The sequence below is a fragment of the Flavicella sediminum genome, assembly GCF_006381105.1.
In the GTDB taxonomy this organism is placed as follows: domain Bacteria; phylum Bacteroidota; class Bacteroidia; order Flavobacteriales; family Flavobacteriaceae; genus Flavicella; species Flavicella sediminum.
Genome location: NZ_VDET01000002.1, coordinates 318,081 through 338,572, shown reverse-complemented (window position 1 = coordinate 338,572; position 20,492 = coordinate 318,081). Strand labels below are relative to the sequence as shown.

10 protein-coding genes are annotated in these 20,492 nt (G+C 33.3%); 5 read left to right on the top strand and 5 right to left on the bottom strand.

What is annotated here, in order from left to right:
* The first annotated feature begins 4 nt into the window (after positions 1-4).
* From FGM02_RS02230 to FGM02_RS02220, 3 genes are all read left to right on the top strand, one after another.
* Positions 5-3,490, top strand: coding sequence for a glycosyl hydrolase (locus FGM02_RS02230; protein ID WP_139956515.1), 3,486 nt, complete (start codon positions 5-7; stop codon positions 3,488-3,490).
* A gap of 310 nt (positions 3,491-3,800) precedes the next feature.
* Entirely contained in the window at positions 3,801-5,324 is a 1,524-nt protein-coding gene (locus FGM02_RS02225) for a sulfatase (protein WP_139956513.1), read from the top strand.
* Between the two features lie 56 nt (positions 5,325-5,380).
* Entirely contained in the window at positions 5,381-7,591 is a 2,211-nt protein-coding gene (locus FGM02_RS02220) for a T9SS type A sorting domain-containing protein (protein ID WP_166461115.1), read from the top strand.
* Positions 7,592-7,870: 279 nt separating this feature from the next.
* Here FGM02_RS02220 and FGM02_RS02215 read toward each other — a convergent pair whose 3' ends face one another.
* Both FGM02_RS02215 and fbp read right to left on the bottom strand, forming a co-directional pair.
* A complete protein-coding gene (locus tag FGM02_RS02215) occupies positions 7,871-8,911 on the bottom strand; it encodes a GntR family transcriptional regulator (protein WP_139956509.1) in 1,041 nt (346 codons plus the stop codon).
* 113 nt (positions 8,912-9,024) lie between these two features.
* Positions 9,025-10,026 (bottom strand): class 1 fructose-bisphosphatase, encoded by a 1,002-nt coding sequence (fbp, locus tag FGM02_RS02210; protein WP_139956507.1) that lies wholly within the window; start codon positions 10,024-10,026, stop codon positions 9,025-9,027.
* A 469-nt stretch (positions 10,027-10,495) separates the two neighbouring features.
* Between fbp and FGM02_RS02205 the strand changes: the two genes are divergently transcribed.
* Together FGM02_RS02205 and FGM02_RS02200 are read left to right on the top strand one after the other, a co-directional pair.
* Complete coding sequence (locus FGM02_RS02205) at positions 10,496-13,705, top strand: glycoside hydrolase family 2 TIM barrel-domain containing protein (RefSeq protein ID WP_139956505.1); 3,210 nt, start codon at positions 10,496-10,498, stop codon at positions 13,703-13,705.
* A 102-nt stretch (positions 13,706-13,807) separates the two neighbouring features.
* Positions 13,808-14,404: an SGNH/GDSL hydrolase family protein gene (locus tag FGM02_RS02200; protein WP_243739334.1), complete on the top strand. Its 597-nt coding sequence runs from the start codon at positions 13,808-13,810 to the stop codon at positions 14,402-14,404.
* A gap of 598 nt (positions 14,405-15,002) precedes the next feature.
* Here the strand turns inward: FGM02_RS02200 and FGM02_RS02195 are convergent.
* The 3 genes from FGM02_RS02195 to FGM02_RS02185 are packed head-to-tail and all read right to left on the bottom strand — an operon-like array spanning position 15,003 to position 20,484.
* Positions 15,003-15,908, bottom strand: coding sequence for a BT_3987 domain-containing protein (locus FGM02_RS02195; RefSeq protein ID WP_139956501.1), 906 nt, complete (start codon positions 15,906-15,908; stop codon positions 15,003-15,005).
* Positions 15,909-15,928: 20 nt separating this feature from the next.
* Positions 15,929-17,662, bottom strand: coding sequence for a RagB/SusD family nutrient uptake outer membrane protein (locus FGM02_RS02190; protein WP_139956499.1), 1,734 nt, complete (start codon positions 17,660-17,662; stop codon positions 15,929-15,931).
* A gap of 26 nt (positions 17,663-17,688) precedes the next feature.
* Positions 17,689-20,484, bottom strand: coding sequence for a SusC/RagA family TonB-linked outer membrane protein (locus tag FGM02_RS02185; RefSeq protein WP_139956497.1), 2,796 nt, complete (start codon positions 20,482-20,484; stop codon positions 17,689-17,691).
* Positions 20,485-20,492: the final 8 nt, after the last annotated feature.

Sequence of the window (20,492 nt, the reverse complement as noted above, 5' to 3'; positions counted from 1 at the left end):
AACCATGAAAAAAATAGGAAGTACTCTTTTAATACTGTTCTTAGGTGTTTTTACTTTTTATGGACAAGAGACGTATAGTATTTTAGAATCTGGTTTTGAAACTCCACCAAATGAAGCCAAAGCCCGAACATGGTGGCATTGGATTAGTGGAAACATATCTAAATCTGGAATAACAAAAGATTTAGAAGCTATGAAACAAGTGGGAATTCAAGAAGCACAATTGTTTAATGTACATTTAGGTTTTCCTCAAGGTCCTGTAAAATATTTAAGTGATGAATGGTTAGATCTTTTTCATTATTCAGCAAAAGAAGCTAAAAGATTAGGGTTAGAACTCACGTTTCATAACAGTGCAGGTTGGTCTTCTTCAGGTGGTCCGTGGATTGCACCAGAATATGCCATGCAAACTATTGTATTTACTGAAGTTACGGTGCACGGCGGAAAATTATATAAAGACCAGTTAGCACAACCTAAAGCCAAATTAAATTATTACAAAGATATTGCCATTTTAGCATTTCCTAAACCTAAAGAAATGATTAAAATAGACAATTTAGATTATAAAAATCTTTCTGATCGTATTCGAAATCATTTATTACCAGATGCTAAATCAATTGCAGTTTCGGCCGTAATCAATAAAAATGAAATTATTGATTTGACATCAAAAGTTAGCAAAGAAGGTTTTTTGGAGTGGAAAGCACCAAAGGGAGAATGGGTTGTTTTGCGAATTGGTCATACAGCGAAAGGCAAAAATAATCATCCAGCACCAGATGGAGGCCGTGGATTGGAAGTAGATAAAATGAGTCAAAAAGCAGTGGACGTTTATTGGGAAGGTGGTATACAGCCAATTATTAATAAGTTGGGCGATTTGATAGGTACGACAGTTAATAATTGCCTAATAGATAGTTATGAGGTTGGAACTACCAATTGGACCGCTGGTTTTGATGCTGAATTCGAAAATCTAAGAGGCTATAATATGTTTTTATATTTACCAACTTTAGCAGGGTATTATGTTGAAAGTGGCGAAATTACAGAACGATTTTTGTGGGATTTTCGTAGAACTATTGGCGATTTAATGGCAAATAATTATTACGGACATTTTCGAGATTTGTGTCATAAAAATGGGCTTAAATTCTCTGTAGAACCATATTGGGGACCTTTTGATAATATGCAAGTAGGTGCTACTGGAGATATTGTCATGTGTGAGTTTTGGAGCGGTGGTCATCCGTTTTTTGATTCTCCTAAATTTGTGTCCTCTATAGCTCATTTAAACGGAAGTGCAATTGTAGGTGCAGAATCTTTTACTGGTATTGGTGGTTGGAATGACCATCCAGCACAATTGAAATCTATTGGAGATCAGGCTTGGGCGCAAGGTATCACACGTTTTATTTTTCATACCTATGTGCATCAACCTTGGGATGTAGCTCCAGGTTTGGCTTTAAGTTATCATGGTACCGATTTTAATAGATTAAATACTTGGTGGGCTCAAGGAAAGGGATTTATGGATTATATTGCTAAATCACAGTTTCTACTGCAACAAGGTAAAAATGTAGCCGATGTTTTGGTTTTTACAGGAGAATCTTCGCCAAACACAGCTTTTTTAATGCCCGAAATAAAAGCAATGGGTTTTGATTATGATTTAATAGGCGCTCATAAACTAAAGGAGCTTACGGTGAAAGATGGAACTATTTATTCTTCATCAGGAAATGCATATCGTGTGCTGGTATTACCACAAAGTAGTTGGATGAAACCTGAAACACTTTCTAAAATTGAAGCATTGACAAAAGCTGGTGCAACTGTTATTGGTGAGCGCCCTAGTAAATCACCAAGTCTTGAAAATTACCCAAAGTGTGACGAAAATATAGAAGCTCTCGCTAATGAATTATGGAATACAAGTTTGGTGAAAGATAGTTCTATTAGTACTTTTTTAAAAGAAAATAACATTCCTGCTGACTTTAAGGTTGAAAGTAACGATGCATCAGATATTAGTTTTATACACCGGAAAACTACAAGTGCAGATATTTATTTTGTAGCCAATGCTAAAAAAGAAAGTAGAGCTATTTCAGTAACATTTAGAATAGCTGGAAAACAACCTGAATTATGGAATGCTGAAACAGGAAAAATAAAAAAGATTGCTGTTTGGAAAGACAATTCAAATGGGACTATTAGTATGCCTCTGCAATTAGGAATGGAGGAATCTGTATTCATAATTTTTAGAAAACCGATAGCTAATAAAAACCACCTTGTTAAAGCTACAATAGCAATAGAAAATCCTGTTTTAGAACCGCTTTCAAACTTAGAAATTATAAATGCCGATTATGGTACATTTTTACAAGATGGCTTAATTGATATAACTAATAAAGTTGCCAGTGAGCTTAAAGATGGCAAATTAGATTTTCAAATTTCTAGAGCTTTTTGTGATTGTGATCCTGCTATGGGGTACAAAAAAGAATTTAGAATGGAATATCAAAAAGGTCAAACAATTCATCAAATTCATGCAGAAGAAAAAGAACAAATAGTTGTTGATTCAGAAAATGAAGAACTTAAAGTTTTAAAAGCTGTTTTTGGAAAGTTTAAAGCCGAAACAAAAGGTGTTCCAGGAAATTATAAAACATTTAATATTACAAACAAAATAATTGACTTGGTAAGCGATGGAGTGTTGAAAATTGCTGTAAATAATAAATTAATAGACCGTAAAATAGCTGATGGTAAGAATGTTGGATTACGAATAAAGTATAAAACTGATGGTGAAGAACGTATTGTATTTGTTCCTGAAGAACAAGTCGTAAATCTTTCAAAAGACATTTTGAAACCTGAGCTTGTTGTTACGAATGATGAAGTAAATTGGATAACGCCTTATGCCGGTAAAATGAATGTTACAGACACATCCGGTAAAATAACAAGCACGACAGTAAAATCGGTGCCAAAACCAATAGAATTATCAGGTTCTTGGGATGTGTCCTTCAAATCAAATATTGAAGTTGTTGCCAATTCAACTTTTGATAGTTTGAAGTCTTGGTCAGAATCTTCAAACAATACAATACGTTATTTTTCGGGAACAGCTAGTTATAAAAAGGAATTTAATCTTCCTAAAAAGTTTCTAAATTCGGAATATACTTTGGATTTGGATTTAGGAAGTGTGGCTGTAATTGCCGAAGTTTTTATCAATGGAAAAAATGCTGGAATATTGTGGAAAGCACCTTTTAGAATTAATATAGATGACTTTGTAACAAAAGGAAAAAATATACTTGAAGTTAAGGTGACAAACTTATGGCCTAATAGATTAATTGGTGATGAAAAATTAGAACTTGATTTTGAAAGAAAAGGAGATAAAACAAAAAGTCTACCTGATTGGTTGGTTAATAATACACAGCGTCCTTCAGAAAGGACTACGTTTCCCTCTTGGAGTCACTATGATAAAAAAGATCAATTATTAACTTCTGGTTTATTGGGGCCGGTTAAAATTATAGTTTCGAGAATAATAGAACTAGAATAAGAAATGAAAAAAGTAAGGGCATACACTAGATTTTGGCTATTTGAAGGATTGAAAAGTCAAAAGAAAGTAGATTGATTTCGTAACTCTGGATATTTCGATTCTCGGGTTTTTGCTAGTTGTTAAATGTGAAATTACTCTACCAATTTTTTTTACCAAATACTACAGGACAGATAAGGATACTATTAACAGGTAATCTACATACGTTTGATGTTATCAGTAAGCTTGTTTTGTTTATTAAATGTAATTCTGTTAAAAAAGAAGAAGATATTTATAAGTGAAATTAAAATTTTTAGAGTAGAATAATAAAATTATGAAAAACATTCACTTTGTATTATTGTTTGTATTGCCTTTGTTTTTTTCATGTAGTACTGAAAAAAAGAAGCTACTAAAGGAAGATCTGTCTATGCCAAATGTGCTGTTCATTGCCGTCGATGATTTAAATAATTGGATCACTCCAATTGATGGGTATTCAAATGCAAAAACACCAAATTTTGATAGGCTAGCGTCTATGGGGGTTACTTTTACCAATGCACATGTTCAAGCTCCTTTGTGTGGTCCATCCAGAGCTTCAATTATGACAGGTTTACGTCCTTCAACCACTGGTATTTATGGGATGACACCAGATAATAAAATTAGGAGAAAGGAAAATCCGTCAACAAAAGATATAACTTTTCTACCTGAATATTTTAAGAATAATGGTTATCACACTATGGGTATAGGTAAGTTGTTTCATATTCATTCGCCAGATAATGTGTTTGATGAATCTGGAGGTCGTGTAAAAGGCTTTGGACCTTACCCAAAGAAAAGGTTTATTTGGGATGGTTTTGGAAAAGGTGTCAGAGGAAAACATGGAAGAACAAGTACAGACTGGGGCGCTTTTCCGGAAAATGATACGCTAATGCCAGATCACCAATCTGTTAACTGGGTAGTAGATCGATTAAACAGAAAATATGAGAAGCCATTCTTTTTAGGACTTGGTTTTTTACGAGTGCATGTGCCTTTGTATGTGCCTCAAAAATGGTTTGACATGCATCCGTTAGAAGGAATAAAAACACCTCCTTATTTATCAGATGATTTGAAAGATATTCCATCGGTTGGAAAGCAAATTAACGATTTACCAATGATGCCTTCCACAGAATGGGCTAAAGAAAGCGGTGAGTGGAAAAAAATAATACAGGCATATTTGGCTTGTATGAGTTTTGTAGATTCGGAATTGGGTAGAGTTCTAGATGCTTTGGAAAAAAGCAATTATGCAGATAATACAATTATCGTTTTATGGTCTGATCATGGTTATCGATTGGGAGAGAAAGGAACATTTGCAAAGCACGCATTATGGGAAACAGCAACAAAAGCACCATTAATGTTTGCAGGACCAAACTTACCTAGAGGTAAAAAAATAGCAGCACCCGTTGAGATGCTTTCTATTTATCCAACTTTGTTAGAATTAACCGGATTGCCTGTATATGCTAAAAATGAAGGAACTAGTTTGGTTGCAATGATGCAAAATGACAAAGGATTGGAAACGACACATGCCATTACAACTTTCGGAATGAACAATCATGCTATTAAAAAGGATGGTTATAGGTACATACAATATGAAGATGGTACGGAAGAATTTTATGACCATAGAACAGATCCAAATGAATGGAAGAATGAAGCTCTCAATCCAGAATTTAAAAGTAAAATAAACGAATTAAAAGAGTTGTTGCCAAAGGTAAATTCAATATGGGATTCTGAATCGAATTATACATTTCAGCCATATTTCAAAAATCAAAAAATCAGAACTAATGGGAAAGGGGCTAAACATCTAAAAGTAATTGGTGCGGATAGATAAAAAGTAGAATGATTTTAGTGAAACTAGTAATATTAAACACTTGTAAAAGAAATAAAATGAAAAGATATATATACATACTGTTATTGGTTATCATAATAAAAGCTAATGCACAATCCTATCCTTTTAGTTTGCCTGACAATTTGGAGGCTACCATTGAAATAACAAGTCACTCTAGGCAAACCTATAATAATTTACAATTAGGAACGAACATCCATCATTTTAAAACTACTCAAGAAAAGAGTTTTGTAAATAAGTTTGACCCTATTACCGTTCGATTTCCACATGGGTTATGGTCTAATTGGTACGATTGGAGACGTGACGTTTCTCGAGTTTTTGGTGAAGAGAAGTTTTTTTACGAACAGGGAACAAACAAAACACCTAGAGAAGAAACAATTGGTTTGTTAGAAAATATCAAAACATTTGATAGAGGGAATATTCAAGTTGGAATTGAGGGGTTATCCGAGTTAAATTCGGCGAAAAAATTTCAAAATGGAAAAGGTTATGATATGATGTGGACCTTTAATATGAGTGCCGATGGTGCAGATTTTACAAATGGAAGTCCTGAAAGTGTTGCTAGATATAAGGATTTAGTTGCAAAAGGTTTTGAAGTTAAAGATGTTGAAATGGGTAATGAATGTTTTTACCCTGGACAAAGGAGTTCTATAATACCAAATGCAGCACAATATATTGCAAGAGCAAAATCTATGTCTGCAGCCTTAAAGGCACAAGATCCTAATATTCGAGTTTCCATTCCTTTATTAAGAAGAACCAGTTGGGCAAACCCTAACTGGAATAAAGATTTAACTGCTGATTTGACTTATTTCGATGCTGTGACGGTGCATACTTACGTAGGCTCCGATCCTGATAATGCCGCAAATAGTGATGAGGCTTATGGAACAGCGCTTACAGCACGTAAAACATTATTAGCTTCTGTAAAAGATTTTGCACATAAAGTAGCGCCAACAAAACCTATTTGGTTGACAGAGTGGGGTGTGAAATCAGGTGGGCCTAACGCAGTTTCTGCACTAGGTGCGGTAGATTGTTTTTTGATGATGAGTGAGAATCAAGATGTTTTTGACCGGGCAAATTGGTTTAGTACCAATGGGAAATTAAATTCTATGGTTGTTTGGGAGAAGTATTTTGATTCAAATAACAAAGAAAAAGAAAGGATAAAATATCCTTTGGAAAAAACCTTATTTGGATCTGCCTATGAAATTACTCGATCTGTTTTAGAAAACAGTCAGTTGATAAAAAGTACAGTAGATGTTGCTAGTATTGCCAATGGGGTAAAGGCGGTAAACGCACGTGTTGTAAGAAAAGATGGCAAGACGACTGTTTTTGTTGTGAATTTAAGTGATAAAGAAGTGCCATTTTTAGTTAAAATTGATGGAAATGAATTTTCGAATTCATTTGTACATAAAGCCATGGCATTTACTTCTATGGGAGAAGAGAGAGCTGTACCTATAGATGTTGATCCATTGACATTGGTAAAAGAAGGTACGGGCGGAATTACTTTGCCTAAGTTTTCAATCAATACGATTGTATTGAATTCTTCTGGAATTAAAGATGTATTTGTGATTTCATCTGATAATTATACGATTAAAACGACAGGAGAAACTTGTGAAAACAAAGAGAATGGTCAGGTAGTTATTGAAGCAAAACAAAGTCAAAATTATACGGCAACATTAAATCAAGTAGCGTATAGTTTTACAAATGAGCTCACAATTAATAATTTAATACCTGGTATATATGACTTATGTATTACTATTGAAGGAGGTGATTATGAGCAGTGTTTTGAAATAACAATTGATGAAGTTCAATCACTTGCAGGAAAAATGAATCTAGTTAAAGATAAAATGTTTGTGGATATAGCTGAAGGAAAAGGTCCTTATGTCATAGAAAAAAATGGAATTTTCCTTAAAGAAACAAATCAAAAACAATTTGCTATAGAAGTTGGGCATGGTGATAAAATTGAAGTTAAGGGGGCATTCGATTGTCAAGGTTCACTTTTAAAGAATATTGACTTAATGTCAGAATTGAGAGCGTATCCAAATCCAACAAACGGAGCCTTCGAAATTTTGATGCCAATAAGGGCTGAAAATGTTCAGATACAGGTTTTTAATATGTATTCAAAACAAGTGTTCAATAAGCAATTGAAAGTAATGGATGGTAGGGTTTACCTTGATATTTCGTCTATGGCTAGAGGAATATATATGGTGAAATTGAATTTAGAAAAACCAATTGTATTGAAAGTAATGAAAGAATAGTAGCTAGCTGATTGTTTTAGTAGATGAATCTTTATGGGATCCTCTACTAAAATAGGTAGTTGTTTTTTTTGAACTAAATAGAATTTCAACAATATCTCAAATACGATGCATTGGTTTATGAATCGTATTTGGGATATTGCTAATTACGTAATTACTGAGTGAGCAATAGAATTTTATGAACGTTTACTTTTTCAGGGGATCAAATCTATTCTTAATCAAATTAAGGAGTTCTGTAGTTTTAGCTATAGAAACAAACTATTCGTTTTGAAAAGAAGCTAGTTAAAGGGAGTTTCTGTCTATAAAATTAAAAGGTAATTTTACGCTTCCTTTTTCTTTGTTTAATATCATTTGTGCCGCAGCTTCTCCCATAACTCTAAAGTCTGTAGATATTACAGTAATTCCTAAAAGTTCCTTAAGTGGGGTGTCGTTGTAGGAAATAATGCCTATGTCTGTCCCTAGAATATATTCGTCTTCTCTAACTTGTTTAACTAAATCAACCAGGTCCGATTCTTCTATCGTAATAAATAAATCACCCTTTTTTAAAATCATATCATAATAGACTTTATCCAAAATTTCAAAGTCTAATTTATACTCTGCACAAAATTTTCTAAACCCTTGCAATATCCTTCTAGGGTAAGGGTATACCGCTTTATTAGGGTATATTAGCATTATTTTTTTGTACTTCTTAATTTTAGATATACCTTTGATCAGTGCCGTGTAAATGTCGTTTTCAAAATCTTGATAAATTTTTATAAAATCGCCTTCTATTCCCAATCTTATATTATCAAGAATAACCAATTTGTCTAGAGGAATCTTTTGAATTGCTTTAATCACATTTTCAGTGGCACTTACATGCTTTAGGTCTTCTGTTTTAAAATGTGGCATAATTATAAAATAATCATAGGCCAACTTATTTTTGTCTAATAAATTTAAAAATAAGGTCTCATCACAATGATATATATGTAAGTCGGTGTGGCAATTGGCTCCTATGGAATTTATAAAATTATTATAGGTTCTTAATTTGTATGAACTCAATTTATTGATTAAAAATAAAACATTAACCTTTGAGATTAACTTTGTTCTTGAGATATAGTATCCTTTACCTCTAATAGAAGTAATTATGTTTCGTTGTTTTAAAATGCTATAAGCCTTTTCTACGGTATCTCTAGATAAATAAAATTCCTCACTAAACATATTGATAGAAGGAATTTTTTGATCCATAGTTAAGTTTCCTGAAGAGATATTCGCAATTATAGAATCTATAATTTGTTGATACTTTGGAATTCTAGAATTCTCATCAATCCTTATGAATTTATTCATGCTCATAGTTAATCTGCTTTAGGAAAACTTAATTAATAGATAAAATTCATGAAAAATTTTATCTGTTAATAGGTACTTGTGATTCAATTAAATGAAATCATTTATGTTGTTCTTTATTCCTTCATAAACGATTCTGCTTTTTCAACCATTTTAATACTACCACAAAAAATTGGAACTCTTTCGTGCAATTCAGTAGGTTGAATATCCATAATTCTTTGGTGGCCATCGGTTGCTTTTCCTCCTGCTTGCTCGGTAATAAAAGCAATAGGGTTGCATTCATACAATAAACGCAATTTACCTTTTGGAGCTTTTGAACTTGAAGGGTATATGTAAATCCCGCCTCTGATCATATTTCTATGAAAATCAGAAACCATAGAACCAATATATCTGAATGTATAAGGCCTGTCTTCTTCTTCGGCTTGACAATATTTGATATAATTTTTGACACCTTGTGGAAAATGTGCGTAATTCCCTTCGTTGATAGAGAAGATGTTACCTGTTTTTGGAAACTGCATGTTTGGATGCGATAAATAGAAACTTCCGATTGCAGGATTTAAGGTAAATCCGTTTACTCCATGTCCTGCTGTATACACAAGCATGGTTGAAGTTCCATAAACAATATAACCCGCTGCTACTTGTTCGCTACCTTTTTGTAAAAAGTCTTCTTTTTTAACGGGCATTCCCAACGGTGTTACCCTTCTGTAAATAGAAAAAATAGTACCTACTGAAACGTTTACATCAATATTTGAAGAGCCATCTAAAGGATCCATTAATACAATGTATTTGTTGTTGTGTGCATTGTTTTTTCCTTGAATAATGATAAAATCATCCTCTTCTTCGCTTGCTATTCCACAAACAATTTCTCTATTTATTAAGGCAGATTTGAATACTTCGTTTGCATAGATGTCTAGTTTTTGCTGATCTTCTCCTTGAATATTTGTTTCGCCAGCTGCTCCTAAAATATCAACTAACCCAGCCTTGTTAACTTTGTGGTTTACAATTTTAGCGGCCAATCTAATGGAGTTGATCAATCGTGAAAGTTCTCCAGAGGAATACTTAAAATGTTTTTGATTGTCAATAATAAACTCACCTAGAGTAATATGCTTTTTATTCATAATGGATTCGCTTTTTGGTACTTTTAACAGGAGGTTAGGTTTTAATTCAAATTAAAGGGTAAAAATAGAATTTGAAATCAGGTAAGTCATCCTGCACTATCCTGATATTGAAGCGTATTGTTATGTATTAAACATCCTTAATACATAGATTGAAAATAGGTTCAGTAAAACTTGAGAATAGAACGAACTAAAAAGGTATTATTTATTTACCATCATTTTTTTTAAAAGAATTCTTATAAACGTTTGTTGTTGTTTTGTAGGCAAGCTATTTTTTCGAGAGTATATTTTATAGACTTTGCGCCTATTTCAATGTGAATCAGAAACATTCAAAGGGTGGTTGCAACATTTACACCCCTTAAATGATAAGTATACCTTTAGGTTTTAACTTAAATTTGTGGCAATTGTAGGACAAGTCGTATGACACTTTCCTAGAATTAAGTATTCAACTTATAAACAAATACAGATAAAAATGAATAAATTTCTTTTCTTACTACTAGTTTCTAGTTTCGTTTTTCTTCAAGGAAATGCCCAAGAAAAACCTATTTACAAAGCAGAAAAATGGGAAAATCCAGAATGGGAAAATCCAGCTATTTTTCAAATGAATAGAGAGGCGCCAACAGCTACTTTTTATAAATATCCAAATGCAAAAGGAGCTTTGAAAAATGAGAGTTGGAAGAACTCTAGTAGGTATGCATCTTTAAATGGAAGTTGGAATTTTTATTATGCTGAAAATGTTTCTACACGTCCAACAGATTTTTATAAGAACGATTTTAGCTTAAAAGGGTGGAGTACAATTGACGTACCCTCTAACTGGGAAATGAAAGGATTTGGAGTTCCTGTATATGTAAACCGAATTTATATTTTTCCTGCCAATCCTCCTTTTATACCTCATCATATAAACAATGTAGGTAGTTATAAAAGAGATTTTGAAATTTCAGAAGATTGGGATGGAAAAGATATCTACTTGCATTTTGCAGGGGTAAGTGGCGCTATGTATGTTTGGGTAAATGGTGTAAAAATCGGTTACAACGAAGGAAGTAAAACTGCGGCAGAATTCAATATTACGGAGGCTGTAAAACCTGGTAAAAATAATGTGTCTGTGCAAGTGTTGCGTTGGTCAGATGCCAGTTATATGGAAGATCAGGATTTCTGGAGACTGAGTGGAATTGAGCGAGATGTTTATGTGTATGCTGCTGATAAAGTAACGCTTAGAGATTTTAGAGTAACGGCTGATTTGGAAAATAATTACAAGGACGGGGTTTTTAAAGCAAATCTGAAATTAACGAATAAGACCAAAAGAACGGTTGAAAACGTGATGGAAGTAAAACTGATGGATGGTGCTAAAGAGGTCTATTCAGCGGTAAAAACACTACAACTTAAAAAAGGAAATAACAGTGTTGATTTTGACCATGTGCTTGCAAATGTAAAAACATGGAATGCAGAACATCCAAATTTATATACCTTATTGCTTGATTTAAAAGATAAAAAAGGTAAAACAATTGAGGCGACTTCGATTAAGGTCGGATTTAGAAATATAAAAATAGCTAACAGTCAGTTTTTGGTAAACGGAAAAGCTGTTTTGTTAAAAGGAGCCAATCTTCACGACCACAGTGATACCGAAGGACATGCCATTACTGAAGAATTAACCATGAAAGATTTGGAAGTAATGAAACAAAATAACCTGAATGCGATTCGTTGTAGTCATTATCCAAAAGATCCTCATTTTTATAGAATGTGTGATAAATACGGTTTTTATGTGGTAAATGAAGCCAATATAGAAACGCATGGTATGGGAACAACCAATCAAGGTTTAGATAAGAATAAAAAAGCGCAAGCCATTCATCCTGCATATTTACCAGAATGGAAGGCAATGCACATGGATAGAACCGTAAGAATGTTTGAACGCGATAAAAATTATCCATCTATTGTGACTTGGTCGTTAGGAAACGAAGCAGGAAATGGAGAAAACTTTTTTGCAACTTATAAATGGTTAAAGGAACAAGATTCAACAAGACCAACACAATACGAAGGAGCTTTGAATTATGCAAATTCCGACATTCAAGCACCTATGTATTGGACGATTGATAAAATGATTGCCTATGCAGAAAACAATGCCAAGCGACCATTAATTCAGTGTGAATATGCACATGCTATGGGAAATAGTACAGGTAACTTTCAAAAATATTGGGATGTGATTGAAAAATACGACATCATGCAAGGTGGTTTTATATGGGATTGGGTAGACCAAGGAATTTTGACTAAAAATGAAGACGGTGAAGAATATTGGGCTTATGGAGGAGATTTAGGAGGAGATATTTACAGACACGATGTAAACTTTTGTTTGAACGGAATTGTAAATCCTGACAGATCAGCACACCCTGCTTTGCATGAAGTTAAAAAAGTATACCAGTACATAAAGTTTAAAGCTTCAAATTTAGCAGCAGGTGAAATAGCTATCAAAAATATTTATGATTTTACAAACTTAAGTGCTTATAAGTTTAATTGGGTGCTGTTAGAAGATGGAAAAGAAATTGCCAATGGAGAATTACCGCAGCTAAACATTCCTTCTTATGCAACGAAAACGGTAAAAATTGATTTACCTACTTTGAAAAATAGTTCGGCGGCCTATCATTTAAATATCTATGCCCTAAATCGAATTAAAACCGATTTAATGCCTGTAGATCATGTAGTGGCTTTTGAACAGTTTGCACTTGTTAATGAAAATTTGGCACAAAATGTAGAAGCAACAAAAGAACGTATTTTAATTGCTTCTGAAAACAATACAGCTACAATTTCTAATGCAAATTTTGAATTGAAAATTGACGAAAAAACAGGGAAGTTAACCGCTTTGGATTATGGTTTTGGAAATGTTTTGGTAGAAGGAATTTCAACGAATTTTTGGCGTGCTGTTACCGATAACGATTTTGGAGCGAAGTCGCCTGTAAAATTAGAAGTTTGGAAAAAAGCAACAGACACGCAAAGTTTAAAAGCTTTTAGTATTCTTAATAAATCGAAAGAAATTTCACTTTCAAAAAGAAAGAAAGCTAAAAAAGTAAAAGGAAGTGTTCAGGTACAAACAGTATACGATTTGCCTTCCGTAAAAGGAGTAGTTACCGTTGTCTACACGATTTATCCTTCTGGAGAAATTGCCGTAACAAATACCTTGAATGGTATCGATGGAAAATTACCACACTTGCCAAGGTTTGGAAATAATTTTATTCTGAAAAATGACTACCAAAATGTAGCATGGTTTGGTAGAGGTCCTTTTGAAAATTACAATGATAGAAATACAGCTGCATTGGTAGGGGTTTATAAGGCTCCGGTGGCAGATTTGTATTTCCCTTATATCCGTCCGCAAGAAAACGGATATAAAACCGATGTTCGTTGGGTAAGCTTTACAGATGCACAAGGAAATGGAGTTGAAATTAAAGGAAATCAGTTGCTAGGATTCAGTGCACATCATCAATACAATAGCGATTTTGATAGTGGAAAAGCGAAACAACAACGCCACACAATTGATGTCAAAAAGAGAGATTTTGTAAATGTAAATATCGATTACAAACAAACAGGAGTTGGTGGCGATAATAGTTGGAGTGCTAAAGGTTTGGCGCACAAAGAATTTAGAATTCAGCCAACCGAAATTGAATATACCTACCATATACTTCCTTTAAAAAAATAATCGATGAAATTTTAAGAGATGGTATTTAGAAATAATATTCAAAATATAGTTTTAGTGGGCCTTCTTGTTTTTTTAACAAGTTGTACGAAAACCAAACAAAAGGTGTTGATAATTGGAGATTCTATTTCAATAGGATATACACCTTTTGTAAAAGAAGCTTTAGCAGCAAAAGCAGAGGTGTTTCACAATGTTGGCAATGCACAACATACTAGAAATGGTTTGGAGAAAATTGACAGTTGGTTAGGAGATAAAGAATGGAATATTATTCAAATTAATTGGGGATTGTGGGATTTGTGTTATAGAAATCCAACCAAAACAGGACCCAAAAGTAGAGATAAAGTCAACGGTGTATTAACCAATGAAATTGATGTATATGCTGCTAATTTAGAAAAACTTGTGACAAGAATCAAGGAAAAATCGAATGCCAAAATTATTTTTGTAACCACAACTTACGTCCCAAATAAGGAGCCAGGGCGTTTTTATAAAGATGTGGCTAAGTACAATGCAGTAGCAAAAGAGGTAATGGATAAAAATGCTGTTATAGTGAATGATATCTATGAAAAATCTATTCCAATCCATATGCAATTTGGAAATGGAGAAACTGATGTTCACTATTCAAAAGAAGGTTACAAGGAGTTGGGAATTATTATTATGGAATTTCTTGAGGAAGTAATAGAAGATAAAAATAGTTTTTTTTAGTAGTAGTACTGAGTTTAGTTTGAAAGTAGGCCTTAAAGTAAAATTTAAGGCCTTTTTTTTGCTTTTTAATGAATAGCTACAACTTATTGATACATCTTCTGTTGCTATTGTTTTAACGGCTTGTCTGTGTGTATATTCGTGTTAGATTTAAGTAATTTACAGGTAGTTGTTCGTTGGTCTATAGGTGCTTTCTAATGTGTTTATAGACGATTGTTCGGCAATTTTGTTTCTTGTTATTGGGTTCTATCGATAATGTGCTATTAGTGCTTTAGGCGTGTTTGTATAGCTATGTGAAATAGTTGTGCTCACGTTTATGAGGATTAGAGCAAACTAGAGTAGGAGTCAAAATAAATTGTAGGATATCAATAGAAATGCTATGCTTAGCATGTACTTAATGAAAGTCAAGTAACTTGATAATGGGTATTAAAATAATAATGTAGTTACTGATGCTATTAAGTGAATATTGGCATATGGCAACAAGCAGGAATGGTGATAGATTATGTGCAAGTAATTAATAGGTATTTGTACAGAAAAGAAAAACCCTGGGTTAAGTTTTACACTTAAAACAGGGTTTTCAATACGATACTAAGGTATGCGATTACAGATCAAACTGGTTGACACCATCAACAATTCTATTTCTAAAGGTCAATACATCATTTGCTTGATAGCTAGATCCATTAAAGTCGAAAGAGTAATTAAGTGTAATTTCTCTTGTGCTTGGATTGTAGAAAGAGCCATTGTCATCAACAATCGTCACACCGCCTGCTGCTGTAGTAATAGTAATGGTATTGTCTTCAGCAACCGTTAAATTTAATTTTTTGTCTGCACCTACCAAATCAGCAATACCATTGGTAACTAATGTTGTTGGAGCTACCATAGTTAATTCTAAAACATCTGTAACTCCTCCTGGGTAGCTAATCGTTTCTACATTCGTTCCGGTTGTTTTAACAAATTGTCCTGTTTGTATATAATTACCAAATAATTGGTTGATATAGGTAAAGCTAATGACCGCTGTTTGGTAATCTACCAATATAGAATCTGCTTTTACAACATTGTCTAATTGAAAACCTAAAGAGTAGTTATGCCCTAATGACAAAGCATCACCTAGGAAGTTTAAAGAATCTGCTTTTACATAAACAAACCCTTGTGTTTTTCCTGCAGGAATAATTATTTTATTGTCAGCGTCATTTCCGTCTTTATCTAATAATTGGTAATAGTTAGCAGGTAAAACTGTTTTACCAGCGCCTGTTACCAAGGCATCATCTAATGAAAAAGTTACTTCTACATCTTCAGTATTACTTAGTCTTCCGCCTAGCACAACACCCACACCAATTTGCATTCCTTCTCCCATAATAAAAGAGCGGTCAATTTCAGGTTTAGGTAAATATACAGAGGTGAATTCAAATTCATTGTCCACAAAATCTTCATAAGAACATGATGTCGAAATTATAGCGACAGCAAGAACCAATATTTTGGAAAGAAAGTTTAATTTAATTTTAGTCATAATCTTAGAGTTTAGTTTGCTTACCAGCCTTTGTTTTGTTTCAAGTTTTTATTGATCAACACTTCGCTATAAGGTAATGGTAAATAGAAGTTTTTAGCATCAAATGCTCTATTCTCTACTTCCATAGTTTCATAAGAAAAAGTAGCGTCTGTATTTTTTGTGATCTTCATTCCTTTAATAGCTTCGGTGTTTTCAATTTCTTTCCATCTTCTTAAATCATGGAATCTTTCACCTGTAAAACACAATTCAATGCGTCTTTCATTTTTAACTAAATTCATGAATTCAGTTACATCAGCAGAAGCCGTTGTTAAATAAGTGTCAAAAAAGTATCCAGCTCTTTGTCTAACTTTTGCCAAAACATCTTTAGCAGAAAAGGACAAGCCAGCAGGAGCAATGTTTACAACTCCGTAAGCGTTTGTTACGGCTTCCGCATAGTTTAAATAAACTTCTGTAAGTCCTAATTGAACATACACTTTAGGAAGGGTTGTGGTTGCTTGCGTTGCAGAAGGATCAAAATTTAAGTTGTTCAAATATTTTTTCAAATAGTATCCTGTTCTAGTTCCTTCATTTGGAATAAAACCACCAAAGTTGTCTAAACCTCCTTGGAAAATTTCTAAAGCATTAAATTCTGAACATAATTCACTGTCAAAACATTTGTCGCCATTGTAGAAGATAAATTTGTAAAATCTACTATCTCTGTTAGCATATGGTGCAGTTGCATCATAAGTGCTCGTTGCAGATGTAATAGGTTGTCCATTTGCATCAGGAAATGCATCTACTAAATTTTGAGATGGGTTCACTTCTCCTTGTCCGTATAAAGTCGGAGGGTACAAACGATTTTCTAGAGAATTATTATTTCTTGAGTTACGCATTCTCCAAATATGATCTGGATTGTCTTCGTTTTCGAAATTATAAGATTGTAAAGATTTTAAACCACCATTTTGAACAATTACGTCATGCGTTAAGCTAGCAGCCAATTCCCATTTAGCAACATCATTAGTTGGGTTAAAAGCAGGGCTTGCAGCAAATAAAGCGACCTTTGCTTTTAAAGCATAAGCGGCCAAACCACTAGCTCTTCCTATTTCAAGCGCACTAGTTCCAGGGTTAACTGTTTCTAGTCCTTCATATCTTAAAGGCAGGTTTGCAATAGCAACATCTAAGTCAGCCATAATTTGAGCAACACAATCGTCATAGGTATCTCTGCTTAATGAAGCATAGTCTTCGTTTTCTAAAATACCATTTACAATAGGGAAACCTAACATGGTTCCATCCTCAGCAGGACCTCCAAAAACTTTTAATAATTCCCATTCAGCCCAAGCTTTTAAGAAATGTGCTTCACCATAATACCTGTTCACAATAATATCGCTTAAAGGTTTGCTTGCTTCAGAAGGTAAGTAAGGCAAACCTGTATCATGAATCAGGTCGATGTATAAATAGATCTGTCTGATATTGTCATAAGACTGCTGCCATACATAATTGTAAGGGTTGCTAGTTGGTGCCCAGTTACCTCTTGCCAAATCTGTTTCAGCAGAATTTAATACCGCGTTATCCGTAAGGTATTCTACAGAAAAGTCTGTAAAATATCTAAATGAATAATCCGTGTATATATCGTTAATAATACCTCTAGAACGTTGTCCAGATGTTGTTACTTCTTCTTGTTGAGTATATTGAATTGTATCCTCTAAAAAGTCACTACATCCTGTAATGCAAAGCATTAAGGTAATGAATGTTAATATGTTTTTAGTAAATTTCATTTTTTTATGTTTTAGCTTTTAACTTATTAAAAATTTATAGAAGCACCTAAAGCGAAAGTTCTCATCATAGGATATTCAGAAAAACCTGCTGTTAAATCTTCAGGATCTAAATCTTTTATTTTACTAAAGACAGCCAAATTACTACCTCTTAAAAATAATTTCACATCGTTAAATGGTCCGTTAGCAACTACTGATTGTGGTAAGGTAAATCCTAATTCAACGTTTGCTATTTTAAAATAACTACCGTCTACTAACCAATAATCTGAATTTTTATAATTATTAATACTTGTTAAAGTACTCAATCTTGGGTTTGCATTTCCGTTAGGTAAGTTGCTGTTTACGCTTCCATAATAGTTTCCTAAACCACTATGTTTGTAGTAGGCATTAGAATTAAGGTTGATGTCGTAATCTGTTACACCCATTCCTACCATGTCAAAATTGATTCCTTTGTATTTGAATCCAACTGTAATCCCGTAATTCAATCTTGGAGTGTTGTTTCCAATAGCACGCTGATCTCTAACATCAATTACATTATCTCCATTTTGATCAAGGTATTTTATATCTCCAATCTGAACAGTCCCAAATTGTGGCAAAGCACTTCCAATATTTTCAGCAGTAAATAAACCATCACTTACATACCCAATAATATTGTTTTCATCTTCACCTTGTTGCAATCTATATTGATCAGGATAAGGTACTTCAGCAATTTTTTCGCCAACTATTTTATTGTAACCAGCATTTGCGCTTACATAATATTCAAAATCATCATGACGATCATTAAATGTGAAATTTGCATTGAAACCTTTATTTCTTCTATTGATAAAATTCAATTGAGGTAAATAAACGTCACTTCCTAAGGCAGTTGCATACAACTGACTCGCTTTTGTCAATTGATCTGTGATTTCAATATTAAAGTAGTTGAAGTCTAATTTAAATTTCTCTAAAAATCCTACTTCTACTCCTGCAAATAATTGATTGTAAACAACCCAATCAATTGCCGTATTACCCGTTGTGGATACTCGATAACCTAAATTATTTTGAGTTGTGTTTCCTGTACCACCATAATACATGGTTCCGTTGGTTCTACCTCCAGACCAAGTGTCTAAATAATAAAAAGTAGACGCTGTGTACTCTGTTCCAATTTGACCATAAGAAGCTCTAAACTTAAGGTAATCGATTGTTTCGTTATCGTTTAAAAAGTCTTCTTTTGAAGCAATCCAAGCGGCACCAACAGTAGGGAAAAATCGTGTTCTGTTATCGTCAATAAACTTAGAACTACTACTAGCGTTTACATTGGCAAATAAAATATATTTGTTATGCAATGCAAAAGATGAGTTTAAGTTAAAAGTTAAGTTACGTTTGTCAGGTTGACCTGCATTTGTGTTTGGTTCGTAGTACAAAAGATGGTTGAAATTTAAATTTAAAACGCCTTCCTTCATGTTTTTTACATAACTAAGATTACCACCGTAAGCAAAGTTTCTTTGAATGTTTGATGTTGTTCTTCCTACAGAAAGATCTAAAGATTCGTTTTTGTTAACCTTTAAGGCTAAAGAATCCAATCCTGAAATATCTTGTAAGTTTTCTAAGGTATACAAACCTGGTTGGTTATTTGTTTGAAGAGAATGTGAATTAAAAGTTCTCATCATAAAATAAGTATCATAAGTAAGTCCAGGTACATATTTCCCTAAATCAAAATCTAAACCGATATCAAAAATCATATTGGCTGAATAATCTGTTCTTGAACCTCCACCTTCTAATTCTGATAATAAATTCGTGTTAAATTGATTGTTAACAATATAAGCAGAATCACCAACTTTTAATGGAAATGCATTGGCAGGCGTATTGGTAATCCATCTAAAAGTATCATCAGGACCAATAACTGGTCTTTCACTTTCGCCAAAACGACCATAAACACTTGCGTGTGCACTTATAATATCATTAAGTTTTGTGTCAATTTTCGTTCTAAAAGTAATATCTCTACCATCTATATTTGTCCCAACTTTTTCTAAACCTTGCCAATCTGAATAACCAAGGAACGCACTATATGAAACTTTTTCTGTTCCTCCATAAATATTAAGTGAGGCAAAATTAGAAATTGAAAAATCGTTTAAATAAGTTTCCTGAGTATTAACATTCGGGAAGTTAATTGGGTCTGATCCATTTTTATAAGCTGCAATAGCTTCTGGGCTATAAATAGCTGGAAGTCCGTCATTACTAGCTGCTTGGTTTACAACATTTGCATATTCTGAAGCGGATAATAAATTAGGTAGGCGAGGTGCTGTATTTACCGCTTGTTGATAGGTAACCTCAACTGTTGGTTTTGCTACGCGACCTCCTTTGGTAATTACATAAATAAGTCCGTTGTCTCCTAAGTTTCCTAATAAAGAATTAAAGGAAGCATCACTAAGAACAATCACTTCTTCAACTTCTCTTAAATCTACTTGCAATCCTCTTGGCTGACCATCAATTAAAAAAGAAGGTGTTCCTCCATTTAAGTTATAGGAATAACCACCTCCACCAGGCGTGTTACTTGTTCTAACAATTCTTAATCCAGGTACTCTCCCTTTTAGGGCATTCATTAAATTATCTCCTGGAGCCTGTCTTAATTCATCTCCAGAAATTCTAAAGATAGCTCCGGTTGTTTGACTTAAATTAAAAACGCCAAAAGGTGTTTTAAGAAATTCATCACTGTTTTTTATTTGTATGGTATCTTGTAGTGCTAAATTATTAGATGTAGTAATTTGTGCTACACCTATATTTATAGCGAAAACATTAAGTACGCAGAAAATAAAAAATTTTAATTTTTTTATGGTTATTTTCATTTGTGTTT